The 13,109-nt window shown below is 31.6% G+C and carries 13 protein-coding genes; 5 read left to right on the plus strand and 8 right to left on the minus strand.

From position 1 onward, the window contains the following. Positions 1-7: 7 nt before the first annotated feature. From FBF06_RS06825 to gatB, 3 genes are read right to left on the minus strand one after another with little or no spacing between them, the layout of a single operon-like run. Entirely contained in the window at positions 8-1,186 is a 1,179-nt protein-coding gene (locus FBF06_RS06825; RefSeq protein WP_002859276.1) for a metal-dependent hydrolase, read from the minus strand. Positions 1,187-1,195: 9 nt separating this feature from the next. Beyond that, positions 1,196-2,092, minus strand: coding sequence for an NAD(P)H-dependent glycerol-3-phosphate dehydrogenase (locus FBF06_RS06830; protein WP_002859277.1), 897 nt, complete (start codon positions 2,090-2,092; stop codon positions 1,196-1,198). Continuing rightward, positions 2,089-3,507, minus strand: a complete 1,419-nt coding sequence (gatB, locus tag FBF06_RS06835; RefSeq protein ID WP_002869634.1) for an Asp-tRNA(Asn)/Glu-tRNA(Gln) amidotransferase subunit GatB — start codon at positions 3,505-3,507, stop codon at positions 2,089-2,091. The genes FBF06_RS06830 and gatB overlap by 4 nt, the downstream gene beginning before the upstream one ends. Before the next feature lie 114 nt (positions 3,508-3,621). Here gatB and luxS point away from each other — a divergent pair, with 114 nt between their 5' ends. The 5 genes from luxS (at position 3,622) to metF (ending at position 9,334) form a co-directional block, all read left to right on the plus strand. Then, positions 3,622-4,116 carry an S-ribosylhomocysteine lyase gene (gene luxS / locus FBF06_RS06840; protein ID WP_032583788.1) on the plus strand — a complete coding sequence of 165 codons (495 nt, stop codon included), beginning with the start codon at positions 3,622-3,624 and terminating at the stop codon, positions 4,114-4,116. Positions 4,117-4,426: 310 nt separating this feature from the next. Further along, positions 4,427-5,419, plus strand: coding sequence for an isopenicillin N synthase family oxygenase (locus FBF06_RS06845; RefSeq protein WP_002858100.1), 993 nt, complete (start codon positions 4,427-4,429; stop codon positions 5,417-5,419). Positions 5,420-5,429: 10 nt separating this feature from the next. Beyond that, positions 5,430-6,200, plus strand: a complete 771-nt coding sequence (locus FBF06_RS06850) for a MetQ/NlpA family ABC transporter substrate-binding protein (RefSeq protein WP_002855781.1) — start codon at positions 5,430-5,432, stop codon at positions 6,198-6,200. 11 nt (positions 6,201-6,211) lie between these two features. Further along, positions 6,212-8,476 carry a 5-methyltetrahydropteroyltriglutamate--homocysteine S-methyltransferase gene (gene metE, locus FBF06_RS06855; protein ID WP_044277889.1) on the plus strand — a complete coding sequence of 755 codons (2,265 nt, stop codon included), beginning with the start codon at positions 6,212-6,214 and terminating at the stop codon, positions 8,474-8,476. 9 nt (positions 8,477-8,485) lie between these two features. Continuing rightward, positions 8,486-9,334, plus strand: coding sequence for a methylenetetrahydrofolate reductase [NAD(P)H] (gene metF, locus FBF06_RS06860; protein WP_032583796.1), 849 nt, complete (start codon positions 8,486-8,488; stop codon positions 9,332-9,334). A gap of 21 nt (positions 9,335-9,355) precedes the next feature. Here metF and FBF06_RS06865 read toward each other — a convergent pair whose 3' ends face one another. The 5 genes from FBF06_RS06865 to FBF06_RS06885 form a co-directional block, all read right to left on the minus strand. Continuing rightward, positions 9,356-9,547: a hypothetical protein gene (locus tag FBF06_RS06865; RefSeq protein ID WP_032583798.1), complete on the minus strand. Its 192-nt coding sequence runs from the start codon at positions 9,545-9,547 to the stop codon at positions 9,356-9,358. Then, positions 9,544-10,224 carry a F0F1 ATP synthase subunit A gene (locus FBF06_RS06870; RefSeq protein WP_002852750.1) on the minus strand — a complete coding sequence of 227 codons (681 nt, stop codon included), beginning with the start codon at positions 10,222-10,224 and terminating at the stop codon, positions 9,544-9,546. Before FBF06_RS06870 ends, FBF06_RS06865 begins: the two co-directional genes overlap by 4 nt. Positions 10,225-10,292: 68 nt before the next feature. Continuing rightward, positions 10,293-11,633 (minus strand): DNA repair protein RadA, encoded by a 1,341-nt coding sequence (radA, locus tag FBF06_RS06875; RefSeq protein ID WP_002852872.1) that lies wholly within the window; start codon positions 11,631-11,633, stop codon positions 10,293-10,295. After that, a complete protein-coding gene (ftsY, locus tag FBF06_RS06880) occupies positions 11,633-12,499 on the minus strand; it encodes a signal recognition particle-docking protein FtsY (protein WP_002852840.1) in 867 nt (288 codons plus the stop codon). The genes radA and ftsY overlap by 1 nt, the downstream gene beginning before the upstream one ends. Further along, positions 12,499-13,056 (minus strand): TlpA disulfide reductase family protein, encoded by a 558-nt coding sequence (locus FBF06_RS06885; protein ID WP_002852864.1) that lies wholly within the window; start codon positions 13,054-13,056, stop codon positions 12,499-12,501. Before FBF06_RS06885 ends, ftsY begins: the two co-directional genes overlap by 1 nt. Positions 13,057-13,109: the final 53 nt, after the last annotated feature.

Consider the following 13,109-nt stretch of genomic DNA (forward strand, 5'->3'; position numbering starts at 1 on the left):
GTAAAGCTTATTTTTCTAAAATATTTTTTCCTTTAATTATATGCATCTTAATCTTTCCAAAAAGTTTATCCTCAGAATAAAGAGAACTTTTTGGAGCAAAAATTTCTTCATTCTCATCAAAAAGAACTAGATTAGCTTCTTTGCCAACTTCTATAACTCCACTATTTAAACCTAAAAATTCACTAGGATTTTTACTTGTAAATTGACAAAGCTCTTGCCAATTTAAAAATCCTTCTTTGATTAAAAAAGTATAACAAAGACTTATAAATTCGCATACGCTATGAATTCCAAAAGCCGCTTCATCAAAAGCTAAATCTTTTAAAGAAATTGATTTTGCACTATGCAGGGAGGTTAAAAAGCTAATCTTTCCTTCTTTTAAAGCCTCTCTTAAAGCCAAAACATCTTCTTTGCTTCTTAAAGGTGGCATAAGTTTCGCAGCCGTATTAAAATCTTCACAAGCACTATCATCTTTGATAAGATGATGAATGCTTACAAGTTTTAAATCCTTTTCATCTAATAATACTAAAGAATCTTTCAAACTTAAAAGATCAAAAATAACTTTATTTTTATAAAATTTAGCCAATTCTTTCATTTTAGCTATCTGGCTAGTTTCAGCGATTTTACTCATGCCTATAAGCCCTAGCTCAAAACTCATTTCACAATCATTCATCACTCCATTATCATCAAAATCCTTATCATAACAACGCACAAAAATTGGAGAGTCTTTCATAAAAGCATATTGTGAACTTACTTTTAAAGTATTTGCATCTAAAGAGCTGTCAAGCTCTAAAGCACAAGCACCTTTATTTAAAAGAGTGGCTAAATTTTTAAGCTTGCCGTTTGTATCCTTAACCCGCACACTTGAAAAAATTTGCATCTTTCTTTGAGCTAAATTTTGTAAAAATAAAGCAAAACTTTCTTCATCAAAATCCATGCAATCACGCAAAACTATACTAGAAATTCCTCCTTTTAGACACTCATTTTCTAAAAGCTCTAAATTAGCTAAAGAAAATTTATCGTTTTTTAAACTCACACACAAATCCACAAAAGATGGAAGTAAAGTCATACCTTTAGCATCTAAAATTTCTTCGCCTTGTAAATTAGAACCAATATTGGTAATTTTTCCTTCTTTAATCTCTATATCTTGTAAAGAATCTCCATAAATTTTTGCATTTTTAATTATCATGATTTTTCCTTAATCATTTTGCTTTAATAAATTCTGCGTTGCTTCTTGCACGCTTTTACCCTTAAAAATTGCCACTACTTCATTTACAATAGGTGTATAAATTCCTTTCATTTTTGCTAGTTTTTCTATAGCATAAGCAGTTTTTACACCTTCTGCTACTTCATTAAGTTCGGCTAAAATACTATCTAATTTTTGATTTTGCGCCAGTTTTAAACCCACTCTATAATTTCTTGATAAAACACTCGTTGCAGTTAAAAACAAATCCCCTGCCCCACTCAATCCTAAAAAAGTTTCTTCTTTAGTGCCAAAAAATTTACCAAAACGATGCATTTCTATAAGTCCTCTTGAAATCAGTGCTGCTCTTGCATTATTACCAAGTTTTAACCCATCACTAATCCCACTTGCAATTGCTAAAACATTCTTATAAGCACCACAAATTTCAGCACCACGAACATCATTATCAATATAAGTTTTAATAAAATCAGGGAAAAAACTTGCAAATTTTTTACAAAGCTCTTGATTTATCCCGCTAATCATCAAAGCAGTAGGAAGTTTTTGCATCACTTCAGCAGCAAAAGAAGGACCGCTTAAAACACAAAAATTTTCTTTTGGTACAAAATCTAAAAAAATTTCATCTAAAAATTGACAACTTTGATCTTCTATACCTTTTGAAGCAATTAAAATTTTTTGTCCCTTGTTGATGAAATTTTCTTTAAGCCAAGCACGCATCCCTTGAGAACTTAAAGCAAAAACAAGATATTCACATTCTAAAGCTTCTTTTATGCTAACAAAATCTTCTAAATCACGCTGATGCAAAGAACTGATAAAACAATTGTGATTTTCTTTTAAGGCTAGATGTAAAGCACTGCCCCATTTTCCCGCACCAATAACCGCTATACGCATCAACCAAGCTTTGTTTTTAAAATTTCATTTACTTTTGCAGGATTAAAAGCTCCTTTGCCTTCTTTCATGGTTTGACCTACAAAGAATCCAAAAAGCTTCTCTTTACCACTTTTATACTCTGCAACCTTATCGGCATTTGCATTTAAAATTTGTTCAATCACCGCTTCTATGGCTGAGTCATCACTTACTTGTTTAAGTCCTAGCTTTTCTATAGCTTCATCAATTTCCACGCTAGTATTTTCAAATACAAAAGCCAAAACATCTTTAGCCGCTTTTGCACTGATAGTGCCATCTTCTATGCGTTTAATTAAAACTCCAAGCTTTTGAGCATCTACGGGAGAATTTTCTATAGTCAATTCTCCTTTTAAAAGTCCCATAAGTTCAGTATTTAACCAATTTACACAAAGTTTAGGATTTAAATTTTGAGAAATAAGACTTTCAAAAAAACGACTCATTTCTAAAGAACTGATTAAAACCTCAGCATCACTTTCTTTTATACCAAGCTCGTCTATAAAGCGTGCTTTCTTCTCATCAGGAAGTTCAGGGATTTTAATATCCAAAAACTCATCTTTTAATAAAACAGGCAATAAATCAGGATCAGGAAAATAGCGATATTCTGCCGCTTCTTCTTTGCCACGCATACTTCTTGTAACTAAATTTGTCGTATCAAAAAGTCTAGTTTCTTGAACTACTTCTTGTTCGTAAGTTCCATCTTCCCAAGCCTCACTTTGTCTTTTTACCTCATATTCTATAGCTTTTTGGATAAAACGAAAAGAATTAAGATTTTTAATCTCTACTCTAGTATAAAGTTTTGTATCGCCCTTAGGTCTTATACTAACATTTGCATCGCATCTAAAACTTCCTTCTTGCATATTTGCATCTGAAATGTCTAAAAAGCGTATAATAGAATGAAGTTTTTTAAGATAAGCTACTGCCTCATCGCTACTTCTAAGCTCAGGTTCGCTGACAATCTCAAGCAAAGGAGTTCCTGCACGATTTAAGTCCACTTTAGAAAAATTATTTTCGTGGATATTTTTACCTGCATCTTCTTCTAAGTGTGCTCTTGTAATACCTATGCGTTTATTTTCACCCTTTACATTGATAAAAAGCTCACCCTTTTCTACTATAGGGATATCAAATTGTGAAATTTGATAGGCTTTAGGTAAATCTGGATAAAAATAATTCTTACGATTAAAAACACTTTTTTTATTAATTGTTGCATTGACAGCTTTTCCAAAAGCTATAGCTTTTTTTACAGCCTCTTCATTTAAAACAGGCAAAGCTCCTGGTAAGGCCAAACAAGCGGGACAAACATTGGTATTTGGAGCTTCTCCAAAAGAAGTTGCACATGAGCAAAAGATTTTTGTTTTTGTATTTAACTGAGTATGAACTTCAAGACCTATAACTACTTCAAACATAAAATTTCCTTGAATTTTTAAATGTTTTATTTTATCTTTTTTTCTTTTAGAAAGGCTTTAAATATTAACTTTAAATGCTATAATTCTTAGACAATTTATATTTAAGGAGTTAAAATGCCATTATTAGACAGCTTTAAAGTTGACCATACTAAAATGCCAGCTCCTGCTGTGCGTTTAGCTAAAGTTATGAAAACACCTAAGGGTGATGATATTAGCGTGTTTGATTTGCGTTTTTGCATACCAAATAAAGACATTATGAGCGAAAAAGGTACTCATACCTTAGAACATTTATTTGCAGGATTTATGAGAGATCATCTTAATTCAAATTCAGTTGAAATTATTGATATTTCACCTATGGGTTGTCGCACGGGTTTTTATATGAGTTTAATTGGAACACCTGATGAGAAAAGTATTGCAAAAGCTTGGGAAGCAGCCATGAAAGATGTTTTAAGCGTAAGCGATCAAAGCAAAATTCCTGAACTTAATATCTATCAATGCGGAACTTGTGCAATGCATTCTTTAGATGAAGCCAAACAAATTGCCCAAAAGGTTTTAAATCTAGGTATTAGCATAATGAATAACAAAGAATTAAAACTCGAGAATGCTTAAAAAGAATCTTTATTTTTTAAACGATTAAGCTTTAATTAATATATTTTTATATATGATTTTGAAATTTTATTATTTTAAAAGGAGAAAAAATGAAACTGATGTGCGAGATGTGTAGTATCTAGTGCGTCCTTTGGCTTAACATTATGTTTCCAAAGGTCCAAAAAGTGGATAAGGAGATATAATGTGTAAGAAAGTCAAAAAAGTTTATTTTTTCAAAATACTCATTTAAAATCTTAACTTACAAAAATTTCTCTAATAAAATTTAATTCAAAATATCTTCTTATCCTTAATTTTAATTTAAGGAGCAAAAATGAACTTACCTATACTTGATTTACAAGCTTATGAAAAAGATAAAAGCACTTTTCTTAAAAATTTAAGAGAAATTGCTTCTAAAATAGGTTTTTTTTATCTTATCAATACCAGTATAGATAAAAATTTAAACGAGAAATTATTCAAACTTGGCAAAGAATTTTTTAATCTTTCTAGAAGTTCGAAAGAGCTTATTTCTATGGTACATTCTCCTCAATTTAGAGGTTATACTAGCGAAGGTTTTGAATACACAGCAGGATCTAAGGATTATAGAGAACAACTGGATATAGGCACAGAAAGAGATGCTTTAAACTGGAATTTAAACTCACCCTTATGGCAAAGACTAGAAGGTCCTAATCTTTGGCCTAGTGAAATTCCAGAACTTAAAAAAACTTTCTTAACTTGGCACAAACAAACCAAAAAAGCTTGTTTAAAGCTTTTAAAAGCCTTCGCTCAAGCTCTTGATCTACCTAACAATGCTTTTGATAAACTTTATGGAGAAAATTCTTACGAACATTGTAAAATCATACATTATCCAAAAAGCTCAAAAAATATCACTCAAGGCGTAGGTTCACATAAAGATGGTGGGCTTATCACTTTTGTTTTTCAAGAAAAACAAAGCGGATTTGAAGCTTTTATAGATGGTAAATGGCTTAGTATACCCCCACTTGAAAATAGCGTTGTAGTTAATATAGGAGAATTTTTAGAACTAGCTACCAATGGCTATTTAAAAGCTACTATTCACCGCGTGAATTTAAGCCCAAAAGAACGCTTTAGCATAGCTTATTTTCTTGGAGTGCAGCTTGATAAGGATATACCTATTTTTAAGTTAAATCCAGAGCTTGCTAAAGAAAGTAAAGGTGTGGATACTGATCCTAAAAATCCACTTTTAAGAAATGTTGCAAGTAATTATTTTAAAAGAATGATACGCTCTCATCCTGATGTAGCAAGTATTTATCATAGTGATTTGATAGAAAAATTTAGTTTTGCATAAAGGAGAAAAAATGACTTTATTTACTAAAGCTTTTTGCGTCGCTACTCTTTTTACCGGTTTTGCATGGGCAAATGAAGAACTTAAAGTTGGCTCTTCTATAACACCTCATGCAGATATTTTAAGATTTATAAAATCAGCACTTCAAAAACAAGGTTATGATTTAAAAATTTATGAATTTAATGATGGGGTAATCCCTAATGTAATGGTTGAAAATGGTGAGTTAGATGCTAATTATTTTCAGCATGAACCTTATTTAAAAGAATTCAATCAAAGGCAAGGCACCCATCTTGTAAAAGTTGCCAGTATCCATATAGAACCTATGGCAGTGTATTCAAAAAAATATAAAGAATTTAACCCAGAGGAAGGACAAAGCATTTCTATACCCAATAATCCTACAAATGAAAGCCGTGCTTTACGCATTGTAGCAAGCAAAGGACTTATAGAAGTTAAGGATAATGAGCTCATCACTCCTTTAGATATCACTAAAAATCCTAAGAAGCTTAAATTTGTAGAGTTAAAAGACGCTCAACTTACAAGGAGTTTAAATGATGTAGATTATTCTCTTATTAATAGCAATTTTGCTATTTTAGCAGGTTTAAACCCTGTAAAAGATGGGCTTTATACAGAAAGTAAATATAGTGAATATGGCAATATCATCGCCGTTAAAGAAGGTAATGAAAACCTTCCTAAAATCAAAGCCCTAGTAAAGGCCTTGCAAAGCGATGAAGTTAAAAAATTTATAGAAGAAAAATATCAGGGTGCTTTAATCCCTACATTTTAAGGAGAACAAATATGAAAAATTCAATCATTTCTTACCCAAGAATAGGTGCAAATAGAGAATTAAAATTTGCTATTGAAAAATACTTTAAAAACCAAAGTTCAAAAGAGGAGCTTTTAAAAAGTGCTAAGGATTTAAGGATTAGACACTGGCAAGAAATTCAAAAAGCTGGCATTGATTTTATCCCTAGTAATGATTTTTCACTTTATGATAATGTCTTAGATGCAGCTGTGCTTTTTAATATTGTTCATACAAAGTATAAAAATTTAAATTTAGATGCTTTAGATGAATACTTTGCTCAAAGTCGAGGTTATCAAGGAGAAAATGGAGATGTTACAGCCTTAGCAATGAAAAAATGGTTCAATACAAATTATCATTATTTGGTGCCTGAGTGCGATAATGCTGATATTATAGCTTTAACAGGGGATAAAATTTTTAAAGAATATCTCGAAGCTAAAGAGCTTGGCATAGAAAGCAAGCCTGTTTTAATAGGCATTTTCACACTTTTTAAACTCATTGCCTTTAAAGATGAAAAAACTCAAAAACTCGCTAAAGAAAAGCTTTTAAACGCTTACATAGAGCTTTTTGATAAACTAAATGAACTTAAAGTGACATGGCTTGAACTTGATGAGCCTTATTTGGTTTATGATTTAAGCAAGGAAGATATCGCTTTGTTTGAAGAATTTTACCAAGAACTTTTAAATCACAAAAAAGATCTTAAAATTTTACTTCAAAGCTATTTTGGAGACTTAAGAGATATTTATCCTAAACTTTTAGAAAGCAAATTTGATGCTTTGGGTCTTGATTTTATCGAAGGTAAACAAAGCTTAGCCTTGGTTCAAAAATACGGCTTTGCTAAAGATAAAATCCTTTTTGCAGGTCTTATTAACGGCAAAAATATCTATGCTAATGATTATGCTAAAAGTCTAAAGCTTGTTAAAGAGCTTCAAAAATATACACAAAATATCGTCTTAAACACCTCTTGTTCGCTTTTGCATGTGCCTTATAGCACTGAATTTGAAAGCAAATTAGATTCAAACTATCTTAAACTTTTTGCCTTTGCTAAAGAAAAACTTCAAGAACTTAAAGATTTAAAAGAAATCTTAAATTCTAGCGAAGAAAATCCGCTCTTTAGAGCCAATCAAGAGCTTTTTAAAAATATCCCGGAGCGTTTAGATGAAAAAGTCAAAGCAAGGCTTAAGGCTTTAAAAAAAGAAGATTTTACCAGAACGCCTAGTTTTAAAGAACGCGCCTTAATCCAAAAAGAATTTTTAAAACTCCCTCTTTTACCAACCACAACCATAGGTTCCTTTCCTCAAAGTGCCGATGTAAGATCTAATCGCCTTGCCTTTAAGCAAGAAAAAATTTCAGCTCAAAACTACACTGAATTTAACCAACAAAAAATCAAAGAATGCATACAAATTCAAGAAGAAATAGGACTTGATGTTTTAGTGCATGGAGAATTTGAAAGAAATGATATGGTGGAGTATTTTGGAGAGAATCTAAAGGGCTTTTTATTTACTCAAAATGGTTGGGTGCAAAGCTATGGCACAAGGTGCGTTAAACCTCCTGTGATTTGGGGTGATGTATCACGCACAAAGCCTATCACCTTAGCTTGGTCTAAATTTGCACAAAGTTTAAGTCAAAAAATCGTAAAAGGTATGCTAACTGGACCTGTAACCATACTTAATTGGTCCTTTCCAAGAGAAGACATTAGTCTAAAAGAAAGCACTGAGCAAATTGCCTTAGCTATAAGAGATGAAGTATTAGATCTTGAAAATGCAGGTATAAAAATCATACAAATTGATGAAGCGGCTTTGCGTGAAAAACTGCCTTTAAGAAAAAGTGATTGGCATAGTGAGTATTTAAATTGGGCTATTCCTGCTTTTAATCTTGTGCATAGCGGGGTAAAAGCTAAAACTCAAATTCACACTCATATGTGTTATAGTGAATTTAGTGATATCTTAAAAGAAATTGACGCTATGGATGCTGATGTGATTTCTTTTGAAGCTTCAAGATCAAACTTAAGTCTTTTAGATACTCTAAAAGCTGTTCATTTTAAAACTGAAGTAGGGCCAGGAGTTTATGATATACATAGCCCTAGAGTTCCAAGCGTAGAAGAACTAAGTTTAACTATAGAAAAAATTTTAAACAAATTACCTAAAGAACAAATTTGGATCAATCCAGACTGTGGGCTTAAAACAAGAGCCTATGAAGAAGTCATAGGCTCTCTTAAAAATTTAGTTACGGCTACGCAAAAAATACGAAAACAATTATAAGGAGTTTTTATGTGCAATTTTTCTTTTGAAGTTTTTCCACCAAGAAAGGATGAAAATATCAAAAATCTTCATGCTATCTTAGATGATTTAGGGCAATTAAGCCCTAATTTTATCAGCGTAACCTTTGGCGCAGCAGGCTCTATTAACTCACAAAATACTTTAGAAGTTGCAAGCTTAATCCAGGAAGAATATCAAATTCCTAGCATAGTACATTTACCTTGCATCCATTCTAGTAAAGAAAAAATCACTCAGATACTTCAAAAATGCAAAGAAAAAAATCTTAATCAAATTCTTGCCCTAAGAGGCGATATATGTGAAAATTTAGAAAAAAGCAAAGATTTTTCTTATGCTAGTGATTTAATTTCTTTTATAAAAAAACAAGAATACTTTGAAATTTATGCCGCATGCTATCCTGAAAAACATAATGAATCTAAAAATTTCATCGAGGATATACACCATCTTAAAACTAAGGTAAATGCAGGAACAGATAAGCTCATTACTCAACTTTTTTACGATAATGAAGATTTTTATACTTTTAAACAAAATTGTGCTTTAGCAGGTATTGACATACCTATTTACGCAGGTATTATGCCTATTACTAACAAAAGACAGGTTTTAAAAATTTCTCAACTTTGCGGAGCTAAAATCCCTCCTAAATTTGTTAAAATTTTAGAAAAATATGAAAATAATGCTTTGGCTTTAGAAGATGCAGGTATCACGTATGCTTGCGATCAAATTGTCGATTTAATCACAAGTGGTGTAGATGGAATTCATCTTTATACTATGAATAAATCCAAAGCGGCTATTAAAATTTATGAAGCTGTAAAGCATTTGCTTAAAGAAGAGCTTCATGCTTAGAAAATAAACTATTTTTTGCTTTTATCTTAACTTATCTTCATTTTTTAGCTTATGGTTTTCTATAAGTAAAACAAAAATTAAAGATAAAAGCAAACCTGGTATAATACCCAAGCAAAGATAGAAAAAAGAATTATATTTAAAAAAGAAGAAAAGTGCACCAAAAAGCATTAAAGCTAAAGATACACCTTTAAAAAATTCTAAAATATAGATCAATGACCTTCCTCAACAACAGTTGCACCCGCTAAATATACATAAGTTAAAATCATAAAAATAAAAGCTTGTAAAAATGCCATAAAAGTTAAAAGCACATAAGCAGGAAGCGGAGCTATATAAGGAACTAAAGCTAAAATTACCATCAAAAATAAATCGTCACCTTTAATATTTCCAAACAAACGGAAGGACAAAGAAACCACACGAGAAAGATGAGAGACTATCTCTATAGGAAACATCAAAGGAGCTAAAAGTTTAATAGGTCCCATGAAATGAGCAAAATACTTTACAAAACCTTGTGCCCTAATACCCTCAAAATGATAATATACAAAAACTATAATAGCCAAGGACAAAGTCAAATTTAAACTTGCAGTTGGAGAGTGAAAACCAGGTATTATGCCTATAATATTACTAAAAAACACTATAATCCCCAAAGTTGCAACCAAAGGAAGATATTTTCTTGCACCTTTTTCACTTCCCATGGTATCTCTACCCATAGATAAAACTCCCTCTAAAAAAGCCTCACCTAAATTTTGCATACCGCGGGGAACAAGTTGCATAGAACGAGTAGCCATCATAGCCACTATAACAGCAATTAAAGCTACCAAACCTATGTGAAAAAAATAAGAAAAAGTATGACTTGCATCAAGCAAAGAGCTAAATAAAAATAAATCTTTCATGGTTTCCTCAAAAATTTTATTCTAAACTCGGAATTTTAGCAAAATCTTACTTATATTTTAATGAAAATTTACATCCATTCTAAAACTTGTGAAAGTTCTTTAGCAACAAAACACTTAAGCCCTATATCTTCCAAAGGCTTAGAAGGAACAATAGCATTTTTAAATTTTTGCATTTTAGCTTCTTTTAAACGCGTATCAAGGCTAAAAACCTCTCTAATTTCTCCATTTAAACTAAGTTCTCCTATAAAAATACTATCTTTACTCAAAGGGCGATTTTTAAAACTTGAAATAATAGCTGCAACCACAGCTAAATCCGCAGCAGTTTCACTTACTTTTACTCCGCCGCTAATATTTACAAATACATCATAATGCCCTAAAGGAATTTCAAGTTTTCTTTCAAGCAAAGCCAAAAGCATATCTAAGCGATTTTTTTCATACCCTGTAGCGCTGCGTTTTGGATAAGAACTTTCACACACTAAAGCTTGAACTTCTAAAACCAAAGCACGAGATCCTTCCATCACAACACCTAAAGCACTTCCTGAAATAGCCTTTCCACGAGTAAAAAAACGATTTGCCAAATCTTTTGCACTGATCAAACCCTTAGTAGTCATCTCAAAAATACCTACTTCATTCGTTCCACCAAAACGATTTTTAAAGCCTCTTAAAAGTCTAATTTCTTTAGTGGCATCTCCTTCAAAATAAAGCACCACATCCACCATATGTTCAAGAACCCTAGGTCCTGCTATAGCACCTTCTTTAGTAATGTGCCCTATGATAAAAGTACTGATATTATAAGCCTTGCTAACACGCATAAGTTCAAAAGTAATCTCACGCACCTGAGTGATGCTTCCTGCTGCTGAAGTGACTTTATTTGAATATAGAGTTTGTATAGAATCAATGATAAGAATACTATAATCCTTTTTGTGTAATTCTTCTAAAATATTTTCAAGGCAAAGTTCAGTAAGTAAAAATAAATTCGGAGTATTAGCCTCAAGGCGATCAGCTCTTAATTTAATCTGAGCTTTACTTTCTTCGCCACTGACATAAAGCACTTTTTTACCCTGTTTGGCTAAATTTGAAGCAATTTTTAACAAAAGCGTAGATTTTCCCACACCTGGACTTCCGCCTATAAGCACTAAAGAACCTTCAACAAGCCCTCCGCCTAAAACCAAATCAAGCTCATTATCATCTGTGCTGTATCTTGTAAAATGTTCTAATTCCACATCTTCAATACAAACAGCTTCACTTGTTTTCATACTAACTTGCGCAAGCTCTTTTAAAACTTTAATTTGCTCAGCTTTTAATTCTACAAAACTATCCCAAGCTCCACAATCAGGACATTTTCCAAGCCATTTGCTTTGTTGATTTCCACAAGCTTGACATTCAAAAAGTGCTTTATTTTTTGCCATTATTCAAAAATAGGATCTAATAAAGTATCTAAATAAGCACTTGCATTAAATTCTTGCAAATCCGTCATTTGCTCACCCACGCCTACATAAAAAATAGGAAGCTCAAGCTCTCTTGCTATACTAAAAAGTGCACCCCCTTTAGCTGTCCCATCAAGCTTTGTGATAATCACACCATCAAGTTTTACAAGCTCATTAAAAGCTTTAGCTTGTAAAATTCCAGCATTTCCCTGTGTTCCATCTAAAACTAAAATTTTTCTATGGGGTGCACCTTCTAAAGCTTTGTTTGAAATTCTCACAATTTTTTCAAGCTCATGGGCTAAATTTTTTTGATTTTGCAAACGCCCTGCTGTATCGATAATAACTCTATCAAAATCCTTTGCTTTTGCTTTAGAAATGGTATCAAAAGCAACCGCTGAAGGATCATGCCCTTGTGCAGTTAAAACTATATCTACATCCACTTTTTGCGCCCAAAGTTTTAATTGTTCAATCGCACCTGCTCTAAAAGTATCACACGCTCCTAAAATCACTTTTTGATTTTGGTTTTTATATAAATAAGCAAGTTTGGCAATACTTGTTGTTTTTCCTGCTCCATTTACTCCTAAAATAAGCTCTACAAAAGGTTTTTCTTGATTGGTTTCTTTTTTTTCATAAAGAAAATAAGAACCCATAACACGCTTTAAATCTTCTTTTTTTACTTCATTTTGAGGTGGTAAATAATAAATTATCTCTTCAACTATTTCATAACTTACATCTGCTTCAAGCAAAATTTCTTCAAGCAAATCTTTGGTTATCTTTTTATTCTCTCCTTTAATCCCAACAATATTTTCAAGAGTTTTTGCAAGTCCTTTTTTAAAAAAATTAAACATTAAAGTATAGCCTTTTGTATATCAATTTCTAGCATTTCTTCAGGAATAAGCCCTAAATACTGATTAATCAATTTAGAATGCTTGTTGTAAAGAAACATGGTAGGAATTCCATTTACCCCACCTAAAGCTTTAGCTAAAAGATAGTTATTTTCACCATTAGCGACTTTATAAGATATTTTATGCTGTTCTATAAATTTTTGAATCTCATCGTTAGATTTATCTTCTAATAAAACCCCAACTATATTAAAATCATTATTATACTTTTCTTGTAATTTATTAAGATGAGGGATTTCAGCAATGCAAGGGGTACACCAAGTGGTAAAAAATACAAACAAAGTTGCCTTATCTTCATCGTTGAAATTTAAAACGGCATTTTCTTTTTTAATTGAAATTGATCCTCCATCAATCAAATTAAGTTTAAAATTCATATCATCACTTTGATTTATACTTGCCTCGGTGCTTAAATTTACATCATTTTGCTGCTTTTCTTTATCATTGCTACAAGCAACAAACAAACAAGATATTGCCACTAGTAAAAGTATTTTTTTAATCTTCATTATTTATCAATCCTTTATTCTTCTTTATAAAAATGCTAAAATTATAACATACA

This window comes from Campylobacter sp. CFSAN093227 (assembly GCF_012897855.1).
GTDB classification, from domain to species: Bacteria; Campylobacterota; Campylobacteria; order Campylobacterales; family Campylobacteraceae; genus Campylobacter_D; species Campylobacter_D jejuni.

Bases quoted from the DNA above. Each gene is read 5' to 3' on its own strand.
- FBF06_RS06825 (WP_002859276.1), bottom strand. From the start codon at position 1,186: ATGATAATTAAAAATGCAAAAATTTATGGAGATTCTTTACAAGATATA.
- gatB (WP_002869634.1), bottom strand. From the start codon at position 3,507: ATGTTTGAAGTAGTTATAGGTCTTGAAGTTCATACTCAGTTAAATACA.
- luxS (WP_032583788.1), top strand. From the start codon at position 3,622: ATGCCATTATTAGACAGCTTTAAAGTTGACCATACTAAAATGCCAGCT.
- FBF06_RS06845 (WP_002858100.1), top strand. From the start codon at position 4,427: ATGAACTTACCTATACTTGATTTACAAGCTTATGAAAAAGATAAAAGC.
- FBF06_RS06850 (WP_002855781.1), top strand. From the start codon at position 5,430: ATGACTTTATTTACTAAAGCTTTTTGCGTCGCTACTCTTTTTACCGGT.
- metE (WP_044277889.1), top strand. From the start codon at position 6,212: ATGAAAAATTCAATCATTTCTTACCCAAGAATAGGTGCAAATAGAGAA.
- metF (WP_032583796.1), top strand. From the start codon at position 8,486: ATGTGCAATTTTTCTTTTGAAGTTTTTCCACCAAGAAAGGATGAAAAT.
- FBF06_RS06870 (WP_002852750.1), bottom strand. From the start codon at position 10,224: ATGAAAGATTTATTTTTATTTAGCTCTTTGCTTGATGCAAGTCATACT.
- radA (WP_002852872.1), bottom strand. From the start codon at position 11,633: ATGGCAAAAAATAAAGCACTTTTTGAATGTCAAGCTTGTGGAAATCAA.
- ftsY (WP_002852840.1), bottom strand. From the start codon at position 12,499: ATGTTTAATTTTTTTAAAAAAGGACTTGCAAAAACTCTTGAAAATATT.
- FBF06_RS06885 (WP_002852864.1), bottom strand. From the start codon at position 13,056: ATGAAGATTAAAAAAATACTTTTACTAGTGGCAATATCTTGTTTGTTT.